Source organism: Agarivorans sp. Toyoura001 (assembly GCF_005405585.1).
Taxonomy (GTDB): Bacteria; Pseudomonadota; Gammaproteobacteria; order Enterobacterales; family Celerinatantimonadaceae; genus Agarivorans.
In genome coordinates, this window is sequence record NZ_BJEQ01000015.1 from 19,442 (window position 1) to 45,445 (window position 26,004).

22 protein-coding genes are annotated in these 26,004 nt (G+C 44.4%); 8 read left to right on the forward strand and 14 right to left on the reverse strand.

Going from position 1 to position 26,004, the window contains the following annotated elements; genetic code table 11:
- On the reverse strand, positions 1-429 hold the full coding sequence (locus FFR00_RS15985; RefSeq protein ID WP_016400128.1) for an adenylyltransferase/cytidyltransferase family protein: 429 nt from the start codon (positions 427-429) through the stop codon (positions 1-3).
- A 194-nt stretch (positions 430-623) separates the two neighbouring features.
- On the opposite strand from FFR00_RS15985, the gene FFR00_RS15990 reads away from it, so the two are divergent.
- Both FFR00_RS15990 and FFR00_RS15995 read left to right on the forward strand, forming a co-directional pair.
- Complete coding sequence (locus FFR00_RS15990) at positions 624-1,397, forward strand: glycosyltransferase family 25 protein (RefSeq protein WP_137674418.1); 774 nt, start codon at positions 624-626, stop codon at positions 1,395-1,397.
- 42 nt (positions 1,398-1,439) lie between these two features.
- Positions 1,440-2,462 carry a glycosyltransferase family 9 protein gene (locus FFR00_RS15995; protein ID WP_137674419.1) on the forward strand — a complete coding sequence of 341 codons (1,023 nt, stop codon included), beginning with the start codon at positions 1,440-1,442 and terminating at the stop codon, positions 2,460-2,462.
- A gap of 34 nt (positions 2,463-2,496) precedes the next feature.
- On the opposite strand, the gene FFR00_RS16000 is transcribed toward FFR00_RS15995, so the two are convergent.
- Positions 2,497-3,621 carry a glycosyltransferase family 9 protein gene (locus FFR00_RS16000; RefSeq protein ID WP_137674420.1) on the reverse strand — a complete coding sequence of 375 codons (1,125 nt, stop codon included), beginning with the start codon at positions 3,619-3,621 and terminating at the stop codon, positions 2,497-2,499.
- Positions 3,622-3,645: 24 nt separating this feature from the next.
- The gene (locus FFR00_RS16005) at positions 3,646-5,424 is read right to left on the reverse strand and encodes a polysaccharide deacetylase family protein (protein WP_137674421.1); all 1,779 of its coding nucleotides are present in this window, start codon (positions 5,422-5,424) and stop codon (positions 3,646-3,648) included.
- A 256-nt stretch (positions 5,425-5,680) separates the two neighbouring features.
- On the opposite strand from FFR00_RS16005, the gene FFR00_RS16010 reads away from it, so the two are divergent.
- Entirely contained in the window at positions 5,681-8,722 is a 3,042-nt protein-coding gene (locus FFR00_RS16010) for a bifunctional diguanylate cyclase/phosphodiesterase (RefSeq protein WP_137674422.1), read from the forward strand.
- Positions 8,723-8,835: 113 nt separating this feature from the next.
- Positions 8,836-9,528, forward strand: coding sequence for a class I SAM-dependent methyltransferase (locus FFR00_RS16015; protein ID WP_137674498.1), 693 nt, complete (start codon positions 8,836-8,838; stop codon positions 9,526-9,528).
- A 408-nt stretch (positions 9,529-9,936) separates the two neighbouring features.
- On the opposite strand, the gene FFR00_RS16020 is transcribed toward FFR00_RS16015, so the two are convergent.
- From FFR00_RS16020 to FFR00_RS16065, 10 genes are all read right to left on the reverse strand, one after another.
- Entirely contained in the window at positions 9,937-10,347 is a 411-nt protein-coding gene (locus FFR00_RS16020; protein WP_137674423.1) for a GNAT family N-acetyltransferase, read from the reverse strand.
- Entirely contained in the window at positions 10,344-11,537 is a 1,194-nt protein-coding gene (gene fabV, locus FFR00_RS16025; RefSeq protein WP_137674424.1) for an enoyl-ACP reductase FabV, read from the reverse strand. Before fabV ends, FFR00_RS16020 begins: the two co-directional genes overlap by 4 nt.
- A 101-nt stretch (positions 11,538-11,638) precedes the next feature.
- Positions 11,639-13,282, reverse strand: a complete 1,644-nt coding sequence (locus tag FFR00_RS16030; protein ID WP_161985190.1) for a diguanylate cyclase — start codon at positions 13,280-13,282, stop codon at positions 11,639-11,641.
- A gap of 188 nt (positions 13,283-13,470) precedes the next feature.
- Entirely contained in the window at positions 13,471-14,943 is a 1,473-nt protein-coding gene (locus tag FFR00_RS16035; RefSeq protein WP_137674426.1) for a dihydrolipoyl dehydrogenase, read from the reverse strand.
- Between the two features lie 74 nt (positions 14,944-15,017).
- Positions 15,018-15,746, reverse strand: coding sequence for a glutathione peroxidase (locus tag FFR00_RS16040; RefSeq protein WP_137674427.1), 729 nt, complete (start codon positions 15,744-15,746; stop codon positions 15,018-15,020).
- A 267-nt stretch (positions 15,747-16,013) separates the two neighbouring features.
- Positions 16,014-16,871 carry an ABC transporter permease gene (locus tag FFR00_RS16045; protein ID WP_137674428.1) on the reverse strand — a complete coding sequence of 286 codons (858 nt, stop codon included), beginning with the start codon at positions 16,869-16,871 and terminating at the stop codon, positions 16,014-16,016.
- 2 nt (positions 16,872-16,873) lie between these two features.
- On the reverse strand, positions 16,874-18,115 hold the full coding sequence (locus FFR00_RS16050; RefSeq protein ID WP_137674429.1) for an ABC transporter permease: 1,242 nt from the start codon (positions 18,113-18,115) through the stop codon (positions 16,874-16,876).
- A 43-nt stretch (positions 18,116-18,158) separates the two neighbouring features.
- Positions 18,159-19,205 carry an ABC transporter substrate-binding protein gene (locus FFR00_RS16055; RefSeq protein WP_137674430.1) on the reverse strand — a complete coding sequence of 349 codons (1,047 nt, stop codon included), beginning with the start codon at positions 19,203-19,205 and terminating at the stop codon, positions 18,159-18,161.
- Positions 19,206-19,223: 18 nt separating this feature from the next.
- Positions 19,224-20,333, reverse strand: a complete 1,110-nt coding sequence (locus tag FFR00_RS16060; protein ID WP_137674431.1) for an ABC transporter ATP-binding protein — start codon at positions 20,331-20,333, stop codon at positions 19,224-19,226.
- Between the two features lie 207 nt (positions 20,334-20,540).
- The gene (locus FFR00_RS16065) at positions 20,541-21,440 is read right to left on the reverse strand and encodes a LysR family transcriptional regulator (protein ID WP_137674432.1); all 900 of its coding nucleotides are present in this window, start codon (positions 21,438-21,440) and stop codon (positions 20,541-20,543) included.
- Between the two features lie 126 nt (positions 21,441-21,566).
- Here FFR00_RS16065 and FFR00_RS16070 point away from each other — a divergent pair, with 126 nt between their 5' ends.
- Positions 21,567-22,562 carry an NADP-dependent oxidoreductase gene (locus FFR00_RS16070; protein ID WP_137674433.1) on the forward strand — a complete coding sequence of 332 codons (996 nt, stop codon included), beginning with the start codon at positions 21,567-21,569 and terminating at the stop codon, positions 22,560-22,562.
- A 55-nt stretch (positions 22,563-22,617) separates the two neighbouring features.
- Here FFR00_RS16070 and FFR00_RS16075 read toward each other — a convergent pair whose 3' ends face one another.
- Positions 22,618-23,235 (reverse strand): glutathione S-transferase family protein, encoded by a 618-nt coding sequence (locus FFR00_RS16075; RefSeq protein ID WP_137674434.1) that lies wholly within the window; start codon positions 23,233-23,235, stop codon positions 22,618-22,620.
- A gap of 106 nt (positions 23,236-23,341) precedes the next feature.
- Here FFR00_RS16075 and FFR00_RS16080 point away from each other — a divergent pair, with 106 nt between their 5' ends.
- The 3 genes from FFR00_RS16080 (at position 23,342) to FFR00_RS16090 (ending at position 25,975) form a co-directional block, all read left to right on the forward strand.
- Complete coding sequence (locus FFR00_RS16080; RefSeq protein ID WP_137674435.1) at positions 23,342-24,223, forward strand: LysR family transcriptional regulator; 882 nt, start codon at positions 23,342-23,344, stop codon at positions 24,221-24,223.
- Positions 24,224-24,251: 28 nt separating this feature from the next.
- Positions 24,252-25,196 (forward strand): chemotaxis protein, encoded by a 945-nt coding sequence (locus FFR00_RS16085; protein ID WP_137674436.1) that lies wholly within the window; start codon positions 24,252-24,254, stop codon positions 25,194-25,196.
- A 62-nt stretch (positions 25,197-25,258) separates the two neighbouring features.
- A complete protein-coding gene (locus FFR00_RS16090; RefSeq protein ID WP_137674437.1) occupies positions 25,259-25,975 on the forward strand; it encodes an ABC transporter substrate-binding protein in 717 nt (238 codons plus the stop codon).
- The last annotated feature ends 29 nt before the right edge of the window (positions 25,976-26,004 follow it).

Below are 26,004 nucleotides of genomic sequence, written 5' to 3' on the forward strand. Positions count from 1 at the left end.
TTAGCTTTGCTCTTTATACATGTTTTCTAATACTTTTCTTAAGATTGAGCTTGATGTGTGCTCTGTATAAGAAAAGTAAACAATTTCCACGCCTATTTCTTTGAAAGAGGTTTCGAGTTTTGTCCACTTCTCGGTGCCTTTCCAATCATCACCAACAAACATTCTATCGAACTTTAAGTTGTTCCACGCTTCCATTTTGTCGTAGTTTACTTGTGGGGCAACTTCATCAACAAACTTAATCGACTCAACGATTTTTAGTCGCTCTTGAAACGGAATGATGGGTTTCTTACCTTTTGCTTGTATCGACAGTTCGTCAGTAGTTACACCAACGATAAGATAGTCACATTCTAGCTTAGCGCGTTGTAATACATTGAGGTGACCAATATGGAACATATCGAACACACCTGTGGTGTAACCAATCTTTTTCATGCTTCACTCTGCTTATTAAAAGAAACAGTTTTGAGTTTTTAGTGCTCATTCTGAGGCTTAAGGAGTTCTAGTGCGATATAATACAACGATTAATCGTTATATGCGCTATGTAAAATCGACTTGATTGATTGTCTCTCACTGATTCATTTGTTTGAAAGCGATGGTTTATTTTGGGTGGCTACCAAGGTTTGTGAATGAAAATATTTATTATTAGTTTGGCTCGTTCAACAGGGCGCAGAGATCTAATTACTAAAGAATTAGCTAAGGCGGAGTTGGATTTTGAGTTCTTTGATGCGGTAGATGGCGTTAAAGGAGAGCACCCGTTATTTCAAAAATATGACGAAGCAAGAGCTAAGTGGCAGGGCGGTGCTGGCCTTAATGCTGGTGAGTTAGGTTGCTTTGCTAGTCATTATTTGATGTGGCAAAAGTGTATCGAGCTTGATGAGCCCATATTTGTTTTCGAAGATGATGTACTTATTCCCGATAATTTTTACGATGTGTTTACCTTGCTAGATGAGGTTTTACCACGTTATGAATACATTAAACTGGGCCGTGGTCGATTACGGTCTTTGTGGCCTGTTGGTGAATTTGTAGAGGAAGAGCCGCTTGGACCTCTGCAGATAGTAAAATATATGCGACAAACTGATTGTGCTCATGCGTATGCGCTTACTCCCTCCGCCGCTAAACGTTTCGTAAAAAATGCCAGCTCTTGGATACATCCGGTGGATGATTACATGGATAAAGAGCAGCTGAGTGAGGTCTTACAATTTGGAGTTGAACCACGCTATGTGTTTCAGCGTGGTGAAGATTCAGATATCAAGCAAACAATAGATGTGAATACGAAGAAAAAAAAGCTGAGCACTATCAAACGTATTCGTCGAGAATATTATAGATATAGAGACAAATATGCCTGCAATTGGATTAACTATTGCTATTGGTTTAAGCATAAAACAGGTTTGTTTAAATAGAGAATTTAAGTCTTAGTTTATTAGCTAAGTAGCGGAGTATTTTTGAAGAAATATTGGATTGAGCGTGGTGGTTATGCGAAAGCTAGTGCGAAACAACAAATAGCGCGAGTAGATTTTAATAAAGTAGAACGTATCGCTATCATTCGCTATGCTGCTTTAGGCGATTTAATTCTGGTAAGGGCTTTTATTGTTGAAGCTAAACGCCTTTTTCCAAATGCGAAAATTGTGTTGTCGGTGTTATCTCACTACAAAATTGGTATGCCCGATGATCTTGTTGATGAGATCCACGTTGTAGAAACGGCAAGAGAAAAGAAACTGAGCCTATTAAAAACGCGGAAAGATATTCAAGGTTTAGGTCAATTCGATTTTGTTTTTGATCTTTCGTGTACCGCCCGCTCTCGAGCATTTCTAATGTTTGCGCAATGTCGATTCAAAGTAGGCTTTCCTTATAGTGTTATTGAGCAACGAGTGTTTCATGACTTTTGTGTTTTCCGCAGTGACCTTAGTACAGAGTTAAATTGTTGTATTGACCAGCTCAGAGTCTTTGGTCATAAACCCTTGGCTACTCCTGATTTTGCTTTGGAGGTTAACGAAGTGCCTAGGTTGGGCGCCAAGCAGGCCAAGATAGGTTGGTTTGTGGGTGCGTCTACTGTAAAAAAACAGTTTGACCGTGCAACTTGTCTCGCGTCAATTAAACTGGTTAATCAGCGTTACCCTGATGCCGAGATCATTTTTTATGAGGGTGTCGGTAAAGAAGAGAAAGCGGACTTTTTGAGCACAGAAGGTATTAAAAATCTACGAGTAGTGGAAGCTGGTTCATTAGAGTCGCTGCGTAAAGAGCTAGTGAACCTTGATGTGCTTGTTTCACCAGATACTGGTGTTAGAAACCTAGCCATTGCTACGCACACTCCTACTTTGGGGATTTTTATGTGTACGCCAGTTCATCGCTATTGGCCACAGATAAACGGTTTACATCAAGTCGTTTATAAGCTCGGTGGAGAGCACCCCTCTGCTCAATGTATCGTTGATACATTGGCTGAGCATTTAGTAGATTTATCCGACTAGAGCGGTGTTAATAGCCATAGTGTAAAGGAATTGATTACATAGAAACGTTTCCTTCGGTTGTTACTATGTTTTCTCTAATTGTCCGTTCTAACTCTTTATGAGAAAAGTCGTTAATGTTTGATTCGGTTATCGACGAGAGCGGTTTCTTACAAAACACTGTTTTGGAGTTGGGGTGGTTCGGGTGCCACATTTGATACTCATTGGGGCCATACAAGTAAATAGCAATAAGTGGTACTTCGAAAGCTTTTGCTATATGCACGGTAGCTGTGTCTACACTAACTAACAGTTTTGCGTGTTTAATAAGACAGGCGCTGTCATCAATATGAGCGGAATTACTCATGAACTGAGCATTAATCGACTTTAACTCTGTTTCTATGGTGGTTAGTTTATGTAATTGGTCTGGGCTGCAAAGTACTACAAGCGGGTGATTTGGATAGTAAATATTGAGCTCCTTGCCTATTTTCAGAATATTATCTGCTGTTAAGCATCGACTATTGGCACTACCGAATGGGTTTATACAAATGTAGGGGCGGTCAATATCATCAAGATATTTGGATACTCGAAGCTCGGACCGGTGATTTATATTGTAGGTGTACTGGGGCTCCATAATGTTTAACCCCATAACTTTTGCCACAGCAAGGAATTGTTGCTGGTAATGCTGGTTTTCGCAATCAGCCAATATATTATAGTTTATGATTTTTGCGTCTTTCTCTAGTCCAATGTAATTGTGAGCCTTGAGTAACCGCAATGCTAAAATGTCTCGAGGTTTCATAAAACGACCCAAGAACACAATGGTGTCTTGTTGAGGGATTTCTTTTAGCAGTGATGGTACAGAAAGTAAGTTCGGCCTTTTTTTATATAGGTAAACATTGTCAATATAGGGATTGGTTTCGAATAATCCTTTAGCGTTTTCAAGAGTGAGTACCGAAATTTCTAGCTTTGGATAAAATGCTTTCAACTCTTTATAAATAAAAGAAGAAATGACGCTATCCCCTATTTTTCCATCTGTTCTCCAAAACAATATTCGTTTTGATGATTTAGGCTCGAGCTCTGAAATAGTCTTTGTGTCAAAGATCATTAAAGCTAGTTTCTTTCTCAATGTGTCTGAGAAAAGTTTAATGGGGTGTCTTAAATCGAAGATTCTAGAGATAATGCTCATGTTATTTTCAGCTTCTATAGTTTTTTAGTACTTTGCTTTTCGGTAGGTATAGTTTCCTCTTATTTTGCGCCACAAGCCAAACTTAGTGGTGCTTGGAAACATTACAATCCGGCGAATTTGTTGTAGATCTTGATGCAGGCCTATTGGACCCGAATCTGTGGCTACTGTATAAGCATAGCCAGCTTGTTTAGCTAATTGCTTTGTTTGCTGGTTATGATTGCCATAGGGGTAAGCAAAGGTAGTGAGCTCACGTCCTAGCAAGCTCTCTAAGTCTTTTTTGTTTTGCTCTATTTGGTGCTGTTGCTCAGGCTCGCTCAGTTCAGCGAGTTTGGGGTGATTCAGGGTGTGCCCACCAATCTCTACAAATCCACTTTGGTCTATGTCGCGCATAGTTTCTGGGCTCATCAACTCAAAGCGTTGATCAGGTTTTGTAGGGTGGCTTACATCCCATTGGTTATGATCTGTGCCACTTACCGCATAAATTACTGCTTTAAATTGGTATTTTTTGAGTAAGGGTAATAGCAGGTCATAATTGTCTTGGTAGCCATCATCAAAGGTGAGAATGATATAGCGTTTTCCGTGATCGAAGCGATGTTCTAATCCTATTTTAGCTAACTCTTTGAAAGTAATTGGAGTCAATCCCATAGCTTTAATGGTTTGAAAATGCTCTTCTAAGCGTTCTTCAGTAACGTAAGTGCCATACACCCCGTGTTGGCTGTCATTATTTATTACCCGGTGATACATGATGATCGGTATTTCACGCTTTTTGGTGTAAACATAGGCACTTTGGTAAACGTTTAATAGCTTCTTACATACTTCATCTAAATCGTATTCAGCTTTAATATTTGTGATTAATTCGTCGCTAACGCTGGCACTAACTATCGCTTGCTTAAGCTGGTTTGCGACTGATTCATAATCTATATCAAGTTCCGTTTTACCTTCTAAAGCAATATCGCCAAAGTTACTCTCAAGTGCTGTAGGTAGGTTATCCAAGTTGATCAATCCTAATGCTTTAGCTTCGCCCACTGCAAACACAGGCTTTTGGCACAACAGCGCTTCCATTGCGACACGCCCGGCACCTATGACCAAATCAGCTTGGCTAATTGTCGAGCGAATGTTGTCGCTGTATCCACAAAACTCTACTTTGTTTTCAAACTCAGCAAAGCGTGGCTCCACTTTACTACCGCTAATCACTTGTACTTGGTTGGCATCTAAATCAATGCATTGTTTAAGCAATTGATAAACAAGCTCGCCTTTGGGACCGGTTAATCGCCCGATGATTTGAATAATGGGTTTATCGTTATTGGCAGCTGGGAGCGGAGAAAATTGTTGGCTATCAACGCCATTGCGAACCACACTGACTTGTTCGCTAGGCACGCCTAAGTCACGAATAATTTGCTGAGCGATGTTTTCACATACTGCGACAGCATGATAACCGAGGGCGTGAAACTTTTTGCGTGAACGGTGCACTGGTTGGCGACCATGCACACTGGTAACCATTGGCGTGTTAGTTAACTTACAGGCGATATAAGAAGACCACCCAGAAGCACGGCTATGTGCATGGACCAGTTGAATTTTATATCTAAGAATTAGATAGATAAGGTAGAATACGTGCCATACTCTGCGGGGTAAGCTGCGTTTATTGAAACGTAATCTAAAGTGTTGTCCTTGATGGGGGCAACTTAAGGTATCAGAGACGTAAAATACTTGATGTCCTCGCTGAGTTAGCCGATCGCCAACTTGAGTGGCGTAGACTTCGGCTCCGGTCACTTCGAGTTGTGATAGAGCCATCAAAATATTCATAAATATGATAAACCTTGCTGTAGTTTGATAGCATATTCTACAGAAGAGGCTTGGTTCCGCCTAGTAGTAGGTTCAAGCTCTGAAAATATGAGTAAAAACGGATAGTTGGTGACAAAGGTGGCGGTTTATTTCTGTGGGTAAGTGTTTAACAAGCGGCTCTTCACTCATCAACTCAAAGTTCAGCTATTTGGGTTTGCTTGGCTTGCTGTTACTTTGTTTGGTTTGTTCTGCTGAAGCCCGCACTGCTCGAGTCCTCATGCTCAATTCTTACCAGGCGGGTATGCAATGGGATGCCAGTTTTGACTTAGGCTTGCGCCAGCAAGTTGGCGACCGTTCGGTATGGATGTTTAACCACCGTATTGAACCTTCTCCTAATCAAGACCCCAGTTACCGCTTAGCCCAGTTTGATTTACTGAATGAAATTATTCTCTATTACCAGTTTGATTTAGTGGTGAGCGTAGGTGAGCAAGCGCTTAATATTGCTCTCGCTTTGCAAGATGAGGGCATCTTGCAAGCCCCCATTGTGGCTGCTGGCGCTGACTTGTCTGCCTATATGGGGCCGCGAGAACGGCGAATTACTGGTATTCATGAGCAACTCGCTATTCGCGAAAACCTGTTACTTATTCGTCAATTAATCCCCGATTTAGAAGCCGTTCACTTATTGATTGATGACCAGCCTGGCAGTGAACATATTCGCAAAGAATTTATTCAATTGGCCGATCAGCTAGCTATTCCCTATACCCTTTGGCAAGAGCAAGATTACGAAGAAGTAAAAGCTAAAACGTCGTTACTTAGTGCCAATGAGGCGATTTTATTGGGGGTTTTACAACAAGCGCCAACCGGGAAAACTCAGTTAACCGAGCAACGGGTTCAGTCTTTATCTATGGTATCGCGCGCGCCCATGTACAGCCTTTGGGAGTATGCGGTGGGTAATGGTGCGGTCGGTGGATTTGTTACCCAGCCTAAACCTTTAGGCGAAGCGATTGGTAATATGGTGTTAAAAGTATTGCTTGGTACCGACGTACGTGATGTTGCGATTAATACGCGCGGTCCGCAAACCTACTTGTTTGATAGTACTCAACTAAACCGTTGGAAGGTGTCTCGGGCTAATTTAGCCACAGGAAGTGAGTATTTAAATCAGCAAGCTTACCAATCTTGGTCGCAGCGCTACCAAACGAGTTTGATGATGACAGGGCTGAGCTTGTTCGCTGGGCTACTGTTGTTTGCTTTGTGGCGGGCTTACGGCCGCGCTAGAGCACATTTGGTGCAGCAGAAAAAGCAGTTATCGTCGGTATTTAGTAAAACCGAGCAAGCCTGCGCGCTGTTGGACGAGAACGGCCATGTCTTGTTAATCAATCAAGCACTAATGGATTTATTGGGTGACCGCGCGGGTTTTATTATTGGAAATTCATTGCTCGATAGCCACATTTGGGAACATCAGTCGGCGCTTAAGCAGCAGTTGCGAGAAGGTATTGCTAAAAGTTTGAGTGGCGACGCGGTGCATTTTCAAGCCGAGTTTGATCAAGGCAAACACAGTATTCTGTATGATTTTGCTATGAGCCCGCAGCTCGACCACAGCAATCGGGTTGAGCAAGTGGTACTGGAAATGAGAAACCTTGCACTGATTCAGCAGCAACATCGTCAACTTAAGCAAAGCGAAACCCATTACCGATTACTGTTTGAACAAAGCCCAGCCTTGTTAATGTTGGTGAATCGCTTGGGGGTGATTGTTTGTTGTAACAAAGTGGCGGCTAAGCATTTGGGTTATCCCCGTAAGCAACTAGAACTGTCGCAATTACGCAGTTTATACGATGAGGCAGAGCAGCAAACGACTTTGTTGGAATACCTAGACACTGTGGGCAAGCACAAAGTTACTCGCCAAATTGCTTACCGCAACAGTAAAAACCAGCAACTTTGGTTTAAAGAGTCGTTTGTGAGAATGGCTGAAGAAGACGTATTTATGTTGGTATGTGAAGACGTTACCGCTACTCGCAGCCTAGCCGAAGAGTTGGATTTTCATGCAAACTTTGATTTGCTCACCGGTATATACAACCGTGGCTTTTTTGAGCGGCGTTTAGAGCTACTACTAGGATCAAGCCAAGATAACCAACTGCACGCTTTGTTGCTCATTGATTTAGCTCAGTTCAAAGTTATCAACGATACCTTTGGTCATGGCTCGGGTGACCAAGCACTTAAACAGGTTGCCGGAGTCTTAGAGCAGCTATTGCCTCGCTCAGCCATTGTTGCCCGTTTGGGAAGCGACGAGTTTGCCATCTTATTAGAGGCTTGTTCGCAGCAAGACAGTTTAGATTTTGCTAATCGGGTTATCGACAGACTTAACGATAGTCATTATGTGCGTGATGAGCGGATGTTTAGTTTTGGTTGTAGCATTGGCTTAACCTTGTTTCAGCAGCAACAAGGTTCAGCTCAAGAGCTGATTGCACAAGCCGATAATGCCTGTTTCACGGCTAAATCTCTTGGTCGAAATCGGGTTTATTTGTACCAAATGGATGACCAAATGCTGCTCGAGCGGCAAGGGCAAATGGAATGGGTCACTCGTATTCAACAAGCGCTGCGCGAAGAACGCTTCTTGTTATACGCGCAAGCGATAGTGCCGGTTACCGCTATTGATGATGATTATCTGCATTATGAAGTGCTACTGCGAATGATTGACGAAGCGGGTCGAATTGTACCGCCTGGGGCCTTTTTACCAGCCGCTGAAAATTACAATTTGGCTGACCAAATTGATAAAGTCGTTATTGCTAAAAGCCTGCAATGGTTAGCCGAAAATCCTGGCCACCTTACCCGATTAAACATGTGTTCAATGAACCTGTCTGGGCAATCTTTAGGTAGTGCCGAATTCGTTGAATGGCTGCTAAATACGCTAGAAAACAGTGCGTTGCCAATGAACAAATTGTGTTTTGAAACCACTGAAACCGTAGCGATTGCCAATTTAGATATTGCTACCGAGTTCTTTAACAAAGTAAGGCAATTGGGCTGTAAAATTGCTCTGGATGATTTTGGTTCGGGGTTATCGTCGTTTGGTTATCTTAAAAACCTGCCGATTGATTACCTGAAAATTGATGGCATCTTCATTCGTGATTTAGAGAATGACCACATGGATGCGGCAATTGTAAAAAGCATCAATCAAATGGCGCATGTTATGGGTAAGAAAACCATTGCCGAGTTTGTTGAGAACGATGGGATTAATCAAATTCTGTCGGAAATTGGTGTCGATTATGCTCAGGGCTACCATTTTGGTAAGCCAGTACCTATCGAGATGTTAGTGCTTAACTAGCCGCGACTAGATAAACTAGCCACCTTATTTTTTCTTGGAGAGCTCGATTGAGTAACCAGCAACCACGTTTATTTTGTGAAGACAGCGCTAAGCCAGAATATGCCGCGTGTTTAGTGCAGCGTTTTGCATTGCAGCTGTGTACGCAACTACCTGCTAGTGGTTTTTGCTTGATACTTGATGAAGATAGCTTGCGTTTACGCTGGTGCGATGAGGCCAAGTTGGGAGATATCTCTGTGGACTTTCTTGCCGGCAGGGCTGCTCATCGTCGTCAATATGGCGGTGCAGAAGCCGTTAGCAAGGCCGTAGGTGTTAAGAAGGGTCAACGCCCTAGTGTAATTGATGGAACCGCTGGTTTAGGCCGTGACGCCTTTGTGTTGGCTAACCTAGGCTGCCAAGTCACCATGCTTGAGCGTTCTCCGTGGGTAGCTGCTTTGTTAGCCGACGGTTTGCGCCGTGCAGAAGCTGACTCGACGATTGGTGAATGGGTGAGTGAACGAATGAGCCTAATTCACGCTAGTAGTATTAGCGATTTACCCCAGCATCAGTTACAGGCTGATGTAGTGTATTTAGATCCCATGTATCCACACCGCAAAAAATCGGCGCAAGTGAAAAAAGAAATGCGTATCTTTCAACACTTGGTGGGTGCCGATGTTGATGCAGATCTATTACTTGAGCAAGCCTTTGCTGCAGCTACTAAACGTGTAGTCGTAAAACGGCCTAATTACGCCGAGCCTTTAGCCGGTAAAGCGGCACAGAATCATCTTGAAACCAAAACTCACCGCTTTGATATTTATTCAATCAACTAGCGTTAGCTAAAGTCATTTAAAAACTGTATTTGGCGGCTCTTGGTTGCACAATAAATCCATTATCTATTGATATCTCTCAATATTTTTTCGCTAACCTGCGCTTATAGCGATATCGCCCTTACAGATGGTTGGTTGATATAAATGAGCAAAAACAGCAGCTTAAGTTCAAGCTATGAGCTTACAGCTCAATTCCTTGATCTGGATCACGTATCGGTTGACTTTAAGTGAGCTCGATCTAGTTTCTTGTGATTGAAAAGGAAAATACTTGCATCAAGAAAACGCTATCATTACTCTATTTTTATCGCGCCAAGGATTGGAGCGGTATCGAAAGAAATAAGATCTGACCTTTGTTGACCGACAGAAAAACTGGAGAAGCGATTGCTTCTCCTTTTTTTTGTGAAAAATTACTTAGCGCAGTGGTTTCGACATTTTCACGTAGTCTACACCGTGTTTATCAAATACCTCACTGGTCACGCTGAAACCCAAACCTTGATAAAAGCTAATCGCGCTGCAGCGAGCGTCAAACCAAAATAGTTCCAGCATGGTGGATTGCTGTAGTGCAACTAAATGTAGCAACATATGGCTGCCAAAGCCCTTGCTTTGATGTTCAGCTAAACACGCAAATTTACGCAAGCGAATATGCTTATTTTCTACAAATAAAGATGCCACCATGATGAGTTTTCCGTCCAGCCAGCCACCGTAATGTTGGCCAGTGGCATCTTCGGCCACACGGCAAAATGCTTGGTCATGATCTGGCCAAAGTACCTGCTGACGAATGTCTAAGGTTTGCTCTGCGTCTATGCGAGTAATAGTTATCATGGCTGTAGTTTTTCTAATTCACTCATATCAACACTTTGTTGGTAGTTAATACCCTCTACAGCAAAGCCATTCAGGCGCATAAAGGCAGCTTTGTACCCACTAAAATCAGTGAGTTGTTTAAAATTAGCTGGGCTTATCGCGTTATAACGTTGATCGATTTGTTGCTGAACTTGAGTGCTGAGCTCTAGATCATCGATGCGGATTTGCTTAAGGCTATCAAGGCGTACTTGGCCATCTTCAGGGTATAGGTGTTGGCTAAACAAGCGGTAAGCTTGCTCAATACATTCTTCATGAATACCGAGCTCTTTCATCACTTGGTAGAGCAAGGCGATGTAAGGTGACATCACCGGGATATATACACTGGCTTTGGTGACTAAGGCTTTACAAACACAAGCGTAGGCATGGCCATTGAGCTGCTTGTTGAGTTGAGTGTCTAACTCTTGTGCGGTGGCGTGCAGGTGCTGTTTTGCGCGGCCGATGGTACCGTCACGATATATTGCTGCAGTGCGCTCTGGCCCAACGTAGGAGTAGGCTATGGTATTGCACGCTTCGGCTAGCACGTCTGCTTGCTGTAAGGCATCTATCCAGTTTCGCCATTCATCGCCACCCATGACTTTGGTAGTGGCTTCTACTTCTTCGGTATTGGCTACCTCAACGGATTGCGCTTCTAGTTGTTCTGTTTCCAAATTGATGCTGTAACCATGCATCGCTTTGTCGGTTGTTTTGAGTACCGATTGCCACACTCCTGACGCCGTTTTTCGCTTGCCGGTGGCAAGGCTATAAATCACTAAGTCCACTTTGCCACCAAACTGATTTTTGATGTAGACAATGACTTGCTCACGCATGGCTGGGTTAAACGCATCGCCTACAAAGTTTTTGGCTATTAAACCTCGTTGCTCGGCTAATTCTCTGCAGTAGATATTGTTGTACCAACCGGCGCTACCCACGCCTTTTTCACTAGGGCCGCGTTCAAAAGATACCCCAATGGTGTCAGCACCTCCGCCAACAGCGAGGGCAAGTCTTGAGGCTAAACCAAAGCCAGAAGACGCACCCAATATCAGTACTTTTTTGGCGCCATTAAAAGGCGCTTGTTGCTGAATATAATCGGCTTGCTGCTGAAGATAGGCTTTACATCCAGGGGGATGGCAATTACGCGCTACGTTACCGCTTAGCTGCGGAGAAATTAGCATGATGGCTCCAAGAATAGGGTCGTAGAAGATCCAGTGTAGCGTACTTTATCGGCGGAAATCGCAATCAATATCAAGCTAAGTTTGCTCAGTACGTTGCGAGTTTACAGCGACTCTTGAATGGCTAGCGGTTTGGTCTTTCGTTTGCGTTGCGCTTTCTGCTGATACATGGTCATGTCGGCGCGATAAAACAGTTGCTCAGGGTCTTGGCATTCGTCAGTTGTGGCACAACCAAAGCTGATCCCACTATGCGCTGAGCCATTGAGCTGGACTATTTTATCGGCAATGGCGAGTTTTTCGTCCATGTCGCTGCGGTTTAAATGTATAGAAAAGGCGGCAAATTCGTCTCCGCCGATACGGAATAACTGCACTTTTTCTGTTAGCACCATGCTCAGCGCTTCCGCCACCAGTTTAATCAGCTTGTCACCTTCTTGGTGGCCAGATTGATCATTAATACTTTTTAAGTAATCGATATCGACTAAGGCTAAGCATGTAGATTGGCTGTCGGTAAATTCAATATTGTTTACGTACTCATTAAATGCGTAGCGGTTTTTTAGATTGGTGAGTGCATCGAGGCGCGCGGCATCACGTTCTTGATTGAGCTGTTGAGTGACCAGCAACGATTCTAAAGTGAGCCGTTTAAACTTGTAGTGTAAAGCTAAAGACATAAACAGGGTGCTAAGTACGCAGCTAATAATTACCGAGAGATCAGCAGCCAATAGGGTTGTGCTATTTTTTGGCACCATAGACATAGTGAGTAGCATGGCTGGAATCAGCAGCAATAACGTCGATAGAATAAACATTTGAGCTTGTTTTGAACCCTGGCGCCAGCACTGCAGCGCGCTGGCTAAGGCTAACGAGATCCATAACACAACTACGCTATAAATCAGCACCACCGCATAATTAACCCAAATGGCAGCAATGGGGACGGCAATAATACTCAGCCCCACAATATAGCGGCTGGCATGCCATAGTCGTGGAGCGTACTTTTCTAAGTTGAGAAATCGGCTATAGAACAACACGCTAAATACCGGAATCGCTAAAATGGGTAACAGGTGGATGCTGAGTAGTTTGATGTGAAAGAGGTGTACCCCAACATGAAAGATAAACCCCAACGATAAGGTAATTGAAAACAAATAAGTGCTGAAATAAGCAAACACCCTATCTTGTTGCACTAAACCTACCGCCCCATTGTAAATAGCTAGAATGAGCAGGGCCCCTAAACAGAGAGTAATAACACTGGCTCGCCAATGATAAAGCTGGGTCATTTCAGATTTTAGGCCAAAACTCAGTTGCGGCTGGTCGGTATAGTACTGGCTGGAGATACGAGTAATCAGCCAATAACCGCCTAAAGTGGGCGTATCTATGTGTCGCGCATAGCTGAATAGGTAGTCGTAGGAATGCAAATAACCACTGCTCAGGTGGCGAATTTGATTACCTTCTGAATACAAGTAATAGTCGATGTTTTCTATTACTGGTCCCTCTACATTGGTGATCCATTGATTGGGCTCTGTAATATTCAATTTTTTAACTAACCAGTAGCTCCCACCGGTGAGGCTTACCCGCTCTGCTTTGTTTAGTTTGTTTAACCAAAGCGGAATATCGCTGTAACGATGCGGCAATACTTGCTGGTCTTCTGCATAATAGATCTGTTGCGAACTAGCACTGAAAGGAGCAGCAGATAGCGATGGCGCAAAGGCCACAAGTGCCGCTATAACTAGCGTAAGTAAACATCTAAGAAAAGACATAAGCGTTTGTATCGACCATCCTTGTACCCACAAAACTGTCATTAGCATAGAGGAAAGCGCCGCTAATGATAAGTGCTGTTATCAATAGTTGCTGATGCTACCATTTTTATTGATTTTTGTATCACTAGATATAAAAAAGCCCCTGTTGCTTAAGTAAAAGGGGCAATGTACTTGTTAGATGAATTGGATTAGCTACCTACTCCACACTCCATACAAGCATCAATCATTTCTGGGCCAAGGTGCAGCTTAGCGTTTAAGTCACGTAGTGCGGTGCGCACTCCTTCTTCAATCACCGGGTGATAAAATGGCATATCTAACATTTGTGATACGGTCATTTTTGCCTGATGCGCCCAAGCTAATAAGTGAGCTAAGTGTTCAGCGTTAGGGCCAATGATTTCGGCACCTAAGAAGCGTCCGGTACCTTGTTCGCCATAAAGGTGAGCGATACCTTTATTAACTAACATCACGCGGCTACGCCCTTGGTTTTCAAAGCTCACAGCGCCTACTTCAAAACAGCCACAGTTACCTAGGCGCTTTTCAATATCGCGGTAGCTCTCGCCAACCATCGCAATTTGCGGGTCACTAAATACCGCAGCAATAGAGCTACGGCGCAGGCCTGCTCGTATGTCGTTGCCTCTGCCGGCATTATCGCCAGCAATTTTGCCTTGGTCTGCGGCTTCGTGTAACAAAGGAATTTGGTTGCTGGCATCACCGGCAATAAAAATATTGCTGAGTGAGGTTTGCAAGGTGTAGTGGTCGGCTACCGGTACACCTCGTTGATCCAGTTGAATATCGAGTTTGTCTAAACCAAGCTTATCGGTATTAGGTTTGCGACCAGTTGCAGCAACTAAGTAATCTACTTCGGTTTCAACAGTGTCGCCTTGCTTATCAATATAGCGAAGCTTTACGCCCTGTTCGCTGCGTTCAATGAGCTCTACCTTGGCATCAGAATCTAAGTAAAACTCTTCGCTATAAGTGGTATTGGCGTAGTCGGTTAAGGTTGGATCTGTTAGTGGGCCTACCGCACCGCCAACGCCAAACATTAGCACTTTTACTCCCAAGCGATGTAAGGCTTGGCCAAGTTCTAGTCCAATAACACCTGGGCCAAATACTGCTACTGATTCTGGTAGGCTGTCCCACTCAAAAATGTCGTCGTTAACTAACAAACGATCACCTAATTCAGCCCAGGGTGCGGGGAATGCTGGGCGAGAACCACTGGCTATAACGATGCGTTTAGCTTCTACAATCGTGGAGCCGCCATCTGAGTGACTCACATTGAGGTGGTGCTGGTCTATAAAGTCGGCATAACCATCTAGTTTGTGCTCAGGGTCAATGCCTTCCACCGACTCTAATACAAATCCTACAAAGCGATCGCGTTCGGCTTTTACGCGTTGCATTACCGCATGTCCATCAATTTGCGGTTTACCAAGGTTTACCCCAAATTGGGCTGACTTTTCATATTGATGCGCATTTTCAGCCGCGGCGATCAGTAGTTTACTCGGCATACAGCCCACTCGCGCACAGGTAGTGCCGTAAGGACCAGCCTCAATCATTAATACTGAATCAGTATGCTCTTTAGCGGCTCGATAAGCTGCAAGGCCAGCAGTTCCGCCACCGATCACAGCAACATCTACAGTTTTTTTAGCGCGTATATTAGACATGGTTACTACCTTTAAAAATACCAGCGAATGGGAAAGTACAGGCGAGTAGACCGACTCGCCTGAGTTTTTATTGCTTACGCTAAGTAAGCTTCTAAGTCGTCACTGCCGCCAATGTGCTTACCGTCTACAAATATTTGTGGAACAGTGCTGCGACCGCTTAGTGCTTTTAGGCTTACGCTGGTGGCGTCGGTGCCTAATACTACTTCTTCAAAAGATAAACCTTTGGCTTTAAGTAAGTCTTTGGCTTTTGCACAGAATGGGCAGCCTGGTTTAGTAATAATGCTAATGGCTGCAGGTTTCTTGGCATCGGCATTAATGTAGTTAAGCATGGTATCTGCGTCTGATACTTCAAACGGGTCGCCCGCTACGTCAGCTTCAATGAACATTTTTTCGATAACACCATTTTTCACCAACATTGAGTAGCGCCAGCTGCGCTTGCCAAAGCCTAGGTCAGCTTTGTCTACTAACATGCCCATGCCTTCGCTGAATTCACCATTGCCGTCTGGCACTACAGTGATGTTTTCAGCTTCTTGGTCGGCTAACCAAGCATTCATTACAAAGGTATCGTTTACGCTTAAACAAACAATCTCATCAACGCCATTTTCTTTTAATACACCGGCTAGCTCGTTGTAGCGTGGTAAGTGAGTTGATGAACAGGTTGGAGTAAATGCACCTGGTAAAGCAAATACTACAACGGTTTTGTCTTTAAATAGTTGCTCGGTAGTAATGTCTACCCATGCATCGTTTTGACGAGTATGGAAAGTGACACTTGGAATGGTTTGGCCTTCGCGATTCTCTAACATAATGTTCTCCAAAAGTTTTAATAAGTTGTTTCCGTTTGATGTAGCTAGTATCGATTTTTACGTGCAATAAGTAAAAACGATTGAATCTATTTTTATGATAGCCTTCAACTATCAAAGTGGATATCCAAGCATTTGCTTGCCAAGCATAGTGCTGAAATAAGGATTTTGAGGAGTGAGTTTAGAAAATACTGATGATATTTTTGTTATTGATCAATTTAGCTAAGTGCTTTTAGTTAGTGATGGTAAGCGATTGAATTACAGTGGTAATCAGCTATCGAGCTCGCCACTTTGAATTCGCTCGCTACGGGCGCGTAGATACTCAATGGTAAATAGCAACATAGCGGAAATGATAATGAGTAAGGTCGCTACCGCGAGTATGGTGGGATTAATTTGCTCACGTAAGCCAGAGAACATTTGTCGAGGAATTGTTCTCTGTTCCGGGCCGGCTAAAAAGAGCACCACCACCACTTCATCAAAAGAAGTAATAAAGGCAAATAAAGCACCAGAGATAACACCTGGACGAATGAGCGGCATGATCACCTTGAAAAATGTCATGGTAGGGCGCGCTCCCAAGCCTAACGAAGCATTCACCAAAGAATAGTCAAAGCCCGACAACGCGGCATTTACGGTGATTAACACAAAAGGTGTACCGAGTGCTGCGTGAGCAAGAATCACCCCCAGATAAGAGCCCGCCAAATTGAGTTGGCTATAAAAGAAATACATACCTGCTGCGGTAATAATCAGCGGCACAATCATTGGCGAGAGCAAAATCGCCATCCACAACTTTTGCCAAGGCATGGCGGGGTTGCTTAAACCAATCGCGGCTAAGGTGCCTAATACAGTGGCAATAAGGGTGGCAAAAATACCAATGATGAAGCTGTTCTTAATCGCTAGCAACCACTTGTCATCATGCCAGATTTCGGCGTACCACTTGAGCGAATAAGCTTCTGGTTCTAAGGCCAGCATGCCTTCGGTAAAGCTGAAAAAGGGTTCTACATTAAACGACAGGGGAATAATCACTAAGATAGGCAGCATCAAAAAAGCCAGTACCAGCAAAGAACAAAAACGTAAGCCGTAGTGAGCTAGTATGTGCCAAAAGGTGAAGTACTTCGGATAGCTTTTCATGCTTAGCCCAACTTAATGTTATTCACGCCCACTAGGCGGTCGTAGATCCAATACAAGGCAATAATCAGTGCCAGCAATAAGGAGCCCAAGGCTGCGGCTAACTCCCAGTTGTTCGACGACTGCATGTGGAAGGCAATAATGTTAGAAATCATCTGCCCATCGGTACCCCCTACAATGGCTGGGGTAATGTAATAACCAATGGAAATAATAAATACCAGCAAGGCGCCTGCGCTAACTCCCGGTACGGTCATTGGTAGGTAAATTTTTATAAAGGCTGGTATGGGTCTCGCGCCTAACGACAAGGCTGCACGTAAGTAGCTGGGGTCAATATTTTTCATCACGCTATATAGCGGCAAAATCATGAAGGGCAGCAAAATATGGGTCATAGCGATAATGGTGGCCGCTTGGGTATATAGCAGCTCAAAGGGCTCATCAATCAAGCCCAGCGACTGTAAGCTTGAGTTGAGCACGCCATTAGTTTGTAAAATGGCAATCCATGAGGTGGTTCGCACCAAAAGCGAGGTCCAAAATGGCAGTAGTACCAGCACCATCAGCCGATTAGCTATTTTGCTAGGTGCAGTGGCCAGGTAATAAGCCAATGGATAGGCTAGCAGCGCGGTTAACAAGGTGATGTAAATGGCTATCTTTAAGCTTTTCCAATAAAGCTTTAAGTAAATTTGGGTATCGCGTTGCTCAATCTCTCCTGCGGGATTACGTTTTAAATCGAAAGTAGTGAGGTAATAGCTATCGGTGAATGGCTGACCAGCCCGTTTAACTGCGCGCCATAGGTCAATGTTATGCCATTTTTTTGAGTAACTCAGTAATACGCTATCGCCATTTTCTTGTAACTCTTCTAAGGTTGTTTTCTTTAGCTTTCGCGCGCTTGATTTAATCAAGCTAGAGCTGCCGGGTTTAAGTCGGTTTACCTCTTCGGCTAATTTACCAGAGAGCCGCTGTTTGGATAAATCTTGTAACTCAATCGCAAATTGCTGCAAAGCTGCTGATGGCGGAAGAGCATCGCCCGCTTCATCCCAGTTTTTTAGCTCAGCTAAACTCAGTGGTATCAGTTGGCTAACCGTAGGGTGGTAAACGCTGCGGTACAACATGGTGGCAATCGGTGAAATAAAGGTGATGAAGATAAACACCAACAGCGGCAGGGTAAACAACAACAATAAGCGCTTTTTACGATTAAGCAGCCGCTTACTCTCGAGTATTTCTTCAACGCTTAGGCTGTTGTTATTCATCTTCACCTTCAATTTCAACTAGGGTTACTGGCGTAGCTTGCGCTTACTTAAGTAACCATTCGTTAAACTTCTCACCCAGTGACTCGCCATAGTCGGCCCAGAAATCACCTGACGCCTTTAGGCCCTCATCTAAATGCGAAGACGGTAGCTTGGGAATGACCGCTTTATCTACATAAGCGTAAGATGAGTTACGGGTTGGGCCGTATGCTACTTCAGGCATGCCACTTAAAGGCTTAGAGCCAGTAGCGAAGCGAATAAACTCCATCGCCAAATCTTTTTTCTTGGTGCCTTTTACAATTGCCCATACGTCCAAGTCGTATAGGTGAGCGTCCCACACCATTTCAAAAGGCTTACCTTCGCTTTGAATGGCATCAAAGATTCGGCCATTAGCCGATTGCACCATTACCGCGCCACCATCATTGAGCAATTGTGGCGCTTGTGACCAGCTATCGAACCAGACAATGTCATCGGCAATGGTGGCCAGTTTGGCAAAGGCACGTGCTTGGCCTTCGTCGGTTTCTAATACTTCATAAACCTGCTCTTTTGGCACGCCATCAGCGATTAAAGCCCACTCAAGGTTTACTTGAGGGCGCTTACGTAGGGCGCGTTTACCTGGGTATTTCTTGGTATCAAACAAATCGGCAATAGAGCTAGGTTGGCCGCCCTTAATGGTGTCGTTATTAAAGGCATACAATACCGTCCATACAATATTACCTACACCACATTCGTTGGCTAATGCCGCTTCGCTAAAGTCTTTGGCTGCCGGAGTGCCATCGTCACCGGGGGGTAAACTGTCGTGGTCAATCACTTCCAGCAAGCCCTCAGAACAGGCGCGCTCTAAGTCAATTACCTCTACATCAATCACATCCCAAAGAATGTTGCCACTTTCTACTTGGGCTTTAATTTCGGCAATTCCGCCGGAGTAGTTTTCAAACAGAATTTTGTGGCCAGTTTCTTCCATAAACGGATCTAGCATGTGTTTTTGCTGGGCTGCACCATAGGCACCACCAAAAGAAACCGCAGTGAGTTGGTCTGCGCTGGCAACATTACATGCAGTTGCAAGGGCAATAACGGGGAGTAAACGTTTCATAGGTACCTTCCTTTACCATTAAGAGCTCGGGGGTGGATTAAAAGCTAACCCGTCATTAACGGACCACGTTAGTTTAGTTGGCGCACCAGCAGTAATGCTGGGCGCATCGTGATCGTTGAGCACTTTTACCATCAGCTCAGTTTTGTCACGAAGTTTGAAGAAGTAACGAATAAAGTCGCCTACATAAAGGCGGGTAATAAATTCAGCTTCAATACTATTTTCAAAGCTATGTTTGTCACTTTGGATGAAGAGGTTTTCTGGGCGGACTGCCAGTACACAGGCTTCGCCTGTTTCGGGGCAGTCCATCGCCTGGCCAGTTACTACACTACCGTCACTGAGCTCTACTTTCGCTAAGCCTTGAGCGCGATTGAGTACCTTGCCCGACAGGTGATTATTTTCACCAATAAAGTCGGCTACAAAGGCATTTTCTGGGCGTTCGTACAATACATCTGGGGCGGCACATTGCTGCACCACGCCATCGTTAAATACTGCGATGCGATCCGACATGGTGAGCGCTTCGGTTTGGTCGTGAGTCACGTAAATAGCGGTGAACCCAATGGATTCGTGCAGGCGCTTAATCTCTAGCTGCATTTGCTCACGCAAGTTTTTGTCTAGAGCGCCTAAGGGTTCATCCATTAATACAATTGAAGGCTCAAAGATAAGCGAGCGAGCCAAGGCCACCCGTTGTTTTTGTCCGCCAGAGAGATGACCCGGATAGCGTTTACCAAAGCTATCTAGTTCTACTAGGGCTAAGGATTCCGCCACGCGGCGTTTAATTTCTTCTTTAGGTAGCTTGCGAACCACTAAGGGGTAAGCCAGGTTTTCAGCCACGGTCATGTGTGGGAACAACGCATAATGTTGGAACACCATGCCAATATTGCGGTTGTAAGGAGCCACGTTGGTAATGGCTTGGCCGTTCACGAGGATGTGCCCGCTGGTGACATCCTCAAAGCCAGCTAACATCATCAAACAGGTGGTTTTACCGGAGCCGGAGGGGCCTAGTAAGGTAACAAACTCGCCTTTACGAATGTCTAAATTGAAGTTTTTTACTACTAGGCTGCGCTGGTCATAACTTTTTTTAACATCAACAAAGCGCACATATTGTTGGTCAGAGACCGGCTCGCTCATACACAGTTCCTTTTGCTAAGAGCTTGTTGCTAAAAGTAGACCAAGTTATTAAGAATTTCTATTAACACTAGCGTAACAAATAACCTTGCAGAGAAAAGTGCAAAGTTTGAGCAACTTAGCAATCACCGCGAAATAATCTACTGGCTTACATTCGTCGTTTGGTTGAAACATTTGTGTCATTTAACAATAGGCTGAATATCTGTCTAGTTACAGGGTTAAACGAGAAACTAAAAAATCTACAGCAACTTTTACTTTTGGGATCTGATATTTAAGCCCTTGGTATAAAAGAAAAATTCCTGAGGATTCCGCTGTAGATACTCGAATGTCTTGGCCCACATCAATCGTTACTAAACTGCCTTCGGCGAGCTGTTGGCTAATTCCCCATTCGGGGAGCAAGGCAATGCCTTCTGCGTTGATGGCGGCATTCACTAAGCTTGTACCATGATTAGAAATTAAGCGAATGGGAGCGCTTAATTCTTGCCATTGCTGCTGGTGTTTGTAGTACCAAGGTAATACTTTTTCAGGGCTGCGATAGCGAAGACTAGGGTGAGCGTTTAAGTCCGCAGGTGTATGAGGTAAACCATGTTTGGCCAAATACTTTGGTGCAGCGCACAACACAAAATGATTATTAGATAGCTTTTTAGCAATAATCCGATCATCAGGGGCATTACCCGCGCGAACGGCAATATCGATCTGGTCGCGACGTAAATTACTGAGTTGGTCACTAAAGTGTAGATCGAGAACGATATCTGGATACAGCTGAGAAAACTCGCTAAGAATGGGGGCTAAACAAAGTTCTCCGTAACTAGGCATGGCACTTATCGATAACATGCCACTAGGGTGTTGTTGCTGCTGCTTTAACAAATCTTCTGCATCATTAAGGCCATGTAAAGCGGGCAAAATTTGCTGGTAATACAGGGCACCTAACTCGGTCAGTTTCACTTGGCGGGTACTACGCTGCAATAATTGCTGTTTTAGCATGGATTCTAGATCTGTAATCCGTCGTGATACCGATGAGGGTGGAACATTAAAGGCTGCTGCAGTTTGGGTAAAGCTGCCAGATTCGGCTAAATGGGCGAAGTATTGTAGTGCGCGTAACTTATCCATAAGGTTTTATTTTTGTCTAAAAGGCAATAAAGTTTAGCTGTAAGGGCTATTTATTCCAAGTTATGCATCTATTTATACTATTTCCACTAATAATGAACGGCTAAGGCCACTCAAAAAGGATGCGTAATGTCTAGTTATCAATCAATTCACTTAGTGAAACGCCCGGTTACCAGCATTGAAGCCAGTTGTTTCGAAAGCCAGCAGCACGCTGTACAGGCTTTGCAAGAAGGTCAATTTAGGGTTAAACAAACCCATATGTCTTTAGACCCTGCCATGCGCGGCTGGATGAGTGACGACCGTGATAGCTACATTCCACCTGTAGAGTTGGGTGAGGTAATGCGTGCCAGCGGTATCGCTGAGGTGGTTGAGTCGTTAAACCCTAGTTTCCCGGTTGGCTCTAGTGTAATGGGCATGTTTGGTTGGGCCGAGCAAGCCATTAGTAATGGTGCTGGCGTAAACATTGTGCCGCCAGGTTTACCTGCTGAAGCCGTATTGGCAGTGCTTGCACTACCAGGCATGACGGCTGCACAAGGTTTGTTAGAGATAGGTAAGCCTAAAGCGGGTGAGACCTTATTGGTGAGTGGCGCTGCGGGTTCGGTTGGTTCTTTAGTGGGACAAATTGCTAAAGCGGAAGGTTTGCGGGTGATTGGTGTTGCTGGCAGCGATGAAAAATGTACATGGCTGGTGGATGAACTGGGCTTTGATGGCGCAGTTAACTATAAAACCGACAACATTGCTGCCAAAGTGGCTGAGTTGACACCCAATGGTGTAGATATTTATTTCGAGAATACCGGCGGTGCGATTCAACAAGTTGCAGTTGATAACATGAATGCACACGGTCGTATTGTGGTGTGCGGCATGATTGCTGATTACAACACTGACACACCTTCAGCGGGACCAAACTGGATCGCTATTGTGAAGAAGCGCCTAAGCATACAAGGCTTTACCATGCCAGATCACTTCGACAAAGCGCCGCAGCTTATGCAGCAAGTAGGTGCTTACTTGCAAGCGGGTAAGTTGCAATATCGAGTGCATGTATTAGACGGTTTAGAGTCTGCTATAGAGGGTATTAACCTGCTGTTTAGTGGCCAAAACCAAGGAAAATTAATCGTTAAATTGTAAGCGCGTTTGACCAAGCCGATATTAGTGGCTTGGTCCTTTTTTAAGCTTATTTACATCACGCTAATAAAGCTGATTCATCGTCTATCGAGACATAATTGTCTAACTGAAAAATGCCCTTACACCACGCTTGAATTGCGGGGTAGCTAGCCAAACTAAACTCGCCCTCTTCAGCCACGTGGGTATAGGCATACAAGGCAATATCGGCAATGCTTAAGCGCTCATCCACTAAATAACGGTGTTGGCTTAAATGCTTTTCCATTACGTCTAAGGCGGCATAGCCTTGACGTTTTTTATCCGCCAGTTGGGCGCGTCGAGTTTCATTCAAGCCAGCATGGCCTAGCCAAAACCGCACTGAAGCAATATTGGGTTCGTGACTGTATTGCTCAAAGCTCATCCATTTTAAAACTTGCGCTTGCTGCCAAGGGTCGGTAGGCCAATATTGGCTGCCCTGTGCCAGATAAAACAATACCGCATTAGATTCAGCTAAGCAGCGACCGTCGTCTAGCTGCAATACCGGAATTTTGCCATTGGCATTGAGCGCCAAAAATTCAGGTGTATGGCTTTCTCCAGCAACAATATCATAGTGTTTTAGCTGAAAAGGCTGAGCCAATAGGTTGAGTAATAAACGAATTTTGTAGCCATTTCCTGAGGGAAGGTAATCATGCAGAATCATAGCGGCTCCTTGCTAAGTGGTTGATGGCTTTAGTGTGGCAAGTTGCTTGTAGTTTGAATAACGATTATTTTTGATAGCAACTATTAACAAGAGTGATGGGTAATAAATGGATATTGATGCCTTACGCAGCTTAGTGGCTTTTGTTGAAAGTGGTAGCTTTACTCGAGCCGCTAGCCAAACCTTTCGCACTCAATCGGCGATTAGTGCACAAATGAAAAAGTTGCAGCAAGAAAGCCAAAGCCTCTTATTTGAAAAAGAAGGCAGAAGTTTAGTACTGACTCCAGCAGGCCAAGCCTTAGCCAGTTATGCGCGACGCATTGTGAGTTTGCACGACCAGGCTGTCACCGAGCTTAAACACAATCACGCTAATGTAGAGTTACGAATTGGCTGCCCTGATGATTACAGTGTGTCGGTATTGCCGGTGTTGAGTGAGCTATTGCAACAGCACATTCCTCACTTATGTTTGCGTTTGCACGCTGGGCCTAGCTACCAGTTGCGAGAGCGCTTAGATAGTGGTGAGCTGGATTTAGCCATTCTCACTCGCAGTCCAGATAGCGACGAGGGTTACTTGCTAAGGCACGATCAAGGCGTTTGGGTAAGCTCAAAACATCAAGACCTCAGCCAGCAACGGCCGATTCCTATCGCGCTATATGAAGCAGACTGTAAGTTTCATAGTAGCGCCATAGATGGTTTAGATAAGGCCGAGCTGCCTTATCGCTTACTGGCTACCAGTGCAAACCATAGCGGATTATATGGTATGGTTTCGCAAGGGCTTGCGCTAGCAGCAATGGCGCGATCTAGCAAAGGTGAATTGCAAGAATTGTGCGCTAAAACAATGCCGCCCTTGCCAGCAATTGATATTGTAGTTGTCAGTGCTACCCAGCCTCACTCGGCTTGCGGCAGCGCAGTTATAAAACAAATTTGTGAGCAGTTTCGCCAACTTGACCCGCTTGTAATAGAGCGTTCAAGGGCGACTGCCATTAGTTGATCGTTATCCGAAAAAGTAAGGATGCTTCATGAGTAGCGCCACGAGTCAGACACAAGGTTTATTGCATTTTAGGTTGTCGCTAAACCAATTATTTGCAATTGGCACCTTAAAGGTACGAGAGATTGTTCCTTATACTCGGCTTACCGCCCTGCCTCATTCTCATGAGCATGTATTAGGCTCTGCTTCCTTACGTGGGCAAACTATTTCGGTGATTGATATGGCCGCAGCTGTAGGTTATCGGCCGATTGCCGAAGACGAGCGCGATGCCTGTTCAATCATTATTACCGACGTAAGCCGCCAAACGGTAGGTTTTTTGGTGCGTGGTATTGACCGTATTACCGAGTGTCGCTGGCGCGATATCGATCCACCACCAAGCACCTTAGGTAAAGATGCTTACGTAACCGGCGTTACGCGGGTAGACGATAAGCTGATTCAGCTGTTGGATATTGAAAAGCTAATTGCTAGCGTATTTCCAGACGATGAAGACCGAATTCGCGTATCGGTCAGCCTGCCTGATCAAGCTATTCTTAGCCAACTTAAAATTTTGCTGGTGGATGATTCTGCCACGGCGCGTAAGCAGTTATCTAGCGCCCTGGATAGCATTGAAATTGACTATCAAATGGCTAGCGATGGTGCTACTGCTTTTAAAATGATGCAGCAATCTGCAGCCGCTGGACAACCGGTAGATGTATTAGTAAGTGATATTGAAATGCCAGGCTTAGATGGTTACGAACTGACGTTTGAAGTGCGTAGCGACCCCGGTGTAGCAGACGCTTACATTATCTTGCATACCTCACTATCAAGTGAAATTAGCGTAGACCGCGCGAGCCAAGTAGGTGCTGATGAAGCCTTAACTAAATTTGACGCGGCTGAACTGATCGATGCCATGTTACGCGGCGCGGAACGTGTTTCAGACAGTGAAACAAGGAGCTCCTTAGCAAAAAAGAACGGAATCCTTGAGGGGATCTTTTAAGGCTTTATACCGCGTTAACTGGGCTATGCTTATTAATACTTACTGATAAGCATGGACGGCTTATGCCGCGATTATCCATTTTTTTATTGTTGTTTAATACGCCCTTTGTCGCAGCTAGCAATATCAACATCGCCACCGACTTTTGGGAAGATTTCAGTAATCGAAATGGCATCGGCTATTATTTTTCATTAGTCGAACGTATTTTCCCCGACTACAGCTATACCGCCCACTTTATGCCCTACCCACGCAGCGTAGCAATGCTAGAAAAACAGCAGGTTGATCTTGTGTTTGGCGCTTCAGCCGATGAGTTCGATAAGGCCAATTGTTCACAATACTTAATTGAACGTGATGTCACCGATATGCTGGTTTCAGCCACATTTGCCAATAGCTATCAATCATTAGACGATTTAGTGGGGAAGCGTGTAGTGTCTCACCTTGGTTACGATTGGGCTGACTCTTTGCCAGAAGGGACAAGCTACGATGAGTACTCAGACTTAAGCCAAATGATTAAATTACTTAAAGTTGGCCGTGTAGATGCGATCTTGGATTATCGAGATGATGTTGAGGCATTGCTAGATAGCTCTCCGTCACTGAAAGGGGACTTTGCATTTATCGATAGTGTGTTTGGTTATGGCACTACTTTTTGTTTTTCTACCACTGAAAAAGGCGCAATGTTATTAAATCAGTTTGAACAAGCCATGCCCTTGCTTATTGAAAGCGGTGAACTTCATCAAATAATGATGGATACAACCGATAGTGATGTAGATTACCCCTACTAACCTTATACATGTTTTGAGGCTTGGACGCC

What these genes read in the sequence shown, in the direction of transcription:
- FFR00_RS15985 (WP_016400128.1), bottom strand. Translation starts at nt 429, where the DNA reads ATGAAAAAGATTGGTTACACCACAGGTGTGTTCGATATGTTCCATATT.
- FFR00_RS15990 (WP_137674418.1), top strand. Translation starts at nt 624, where the DNA reads ATGAAAATATTTATTATTAGTTTGGCTCGTTCAACAGGGCGCAGAGAT.
- FFR00_RS16000 (WP_137674420.1), bottom strand. Translation starts at nt 3,621, where the DNA reads ATGAGCATTATCTCTAGAATCTTCGATTTAAGACACCCCATTAAACTT.
- FFR00_RS16005 (WP_137674421.1), bottom strand. Translation starts at nt 5,424, where the DNA reads ATGAATATTTTGATGGCTCTATCACAACTCGAAGTGACCGGAGCCGAA.
- FFR00_RS16010 (WP_137674422.1), top strand. Translation starts at nt 5,681, where the DNA reads ATGCTCAATTCTTACCAGGCGGGTATGCAATGGGATGCCAGTTTTGAC.
- FFR00_RS16020 (WP_137674423.1), bottom strand. Translation starts at nt 10,347, where the DNA reads ATGATAACTATTACTCGCATAGACGCAGAGCAAACCTTAGACATTCGT.
- fabV (WP_137674424.1), bottom strand. Translation starts at nt 11,537, where the DNA reads ATGCTAATTTCTCCGCAGCTAAGCGGTAACGTAGCGCGTAATTGCCAT.
- FFR00_RS16030 (WP_161985190.1), bottom strand. Translation starts at nt 13,282, where the DNA reads ATGTCTTTTCTTAGATGTTTACTTACGCTAGTTATAGCGGCACTTGTG.
- FFR00_RS16035 (WP_137674426.1), bottom strand. Translation starts at nt 14,943, where the DNA reads ATGTCTAATATACGCGCTAAAAAAACTGTAGATGTTGCTGTGATCGGT.
- FFR00_RS16040 (WP_137674427.1), bottom strand. Translation starts at nt 15,746, where the DNA reads ATGTTAGAGAATCGCGAAGGCCAAACCATTCCAAGTGTCACTTTCCAT.
- FFR00_RS16045 (WP_137674428.1), bottom strand. Translation starts at nt 16,871, where the DNA reads ATGAAAAGCTATCCGAAGTACTTCACCTTTTGGCACATACTAGCTCAC.
- FFR00_RS16050 (WP_137674429.1), bottom strand. Translation starts at nt 18,115, where the DNA reads ATGAATAACAACAGCCTAAGCGTTGAAGAAATACTCGAGAGTAAGCGG.
- FFR00_RS16055 (WP_137674430.1), bottom strand. Translation starts at nt 19,205, where the DNA reads ATGAAACGTTTACTCCCCGTTATTGCCCTTGCAACTGCATGTAATGTT.
- FFR00_RS16060 (WP_137674431.1), bottom strand. Translation starts at nt 20,333, where the DNA reads ATGAGCGAGCCGGTCTCTGACCAACAATATGTGCGCTTTGTTGATGTT.
- FFR00_RS16065 (WP_137674432.1), bottom strand. Translation starts at nt 21,440, where the DNA reads ATGGATAAGTTACGCGCACTACAATACTTCGCCCATTTAGCCGAATCT.
- FFR00_RS16070 (WP_137674433.1), top strand. Translation starts at nt 21,567, where the DNA reads ATGTCTAGTTATCAATCAATTCACTTAGTGAAACGCCCGGTTACCAGC.
- FFR00_RS16075 (WP_137674434.1), bottom strand. Translation starts at nt 23,235, where the DNA reads ATGATTCTGCATGATTACCTTCCCTCAGGAAATGGCTACAAAATTCGT.
- FFR00_RS16080 (WP_137674435.1), top strand. Translation starts at nt 23,342, where the DNA reads ATGGATATTGATGCCTTACGCAGCTTAGTGGCTTTTGTTGAAAGTGGT.
- FFR00_RS16085 (WP_137674436.1), top strand. Translation starts at nt 24,252, where the DNA reads ATGAGTAGCGCCACGAGTCAGACACAAGGTTTATTGCATTTTAGGTTG.
- FFR00_RS16090 (WP_137674437.1), top strand. Translation starts at nt 25,259, where the DNA reads ATGCCGCGATTATCCATTTTTTTATTGTTGTTTAATACGCCCTTTGTC.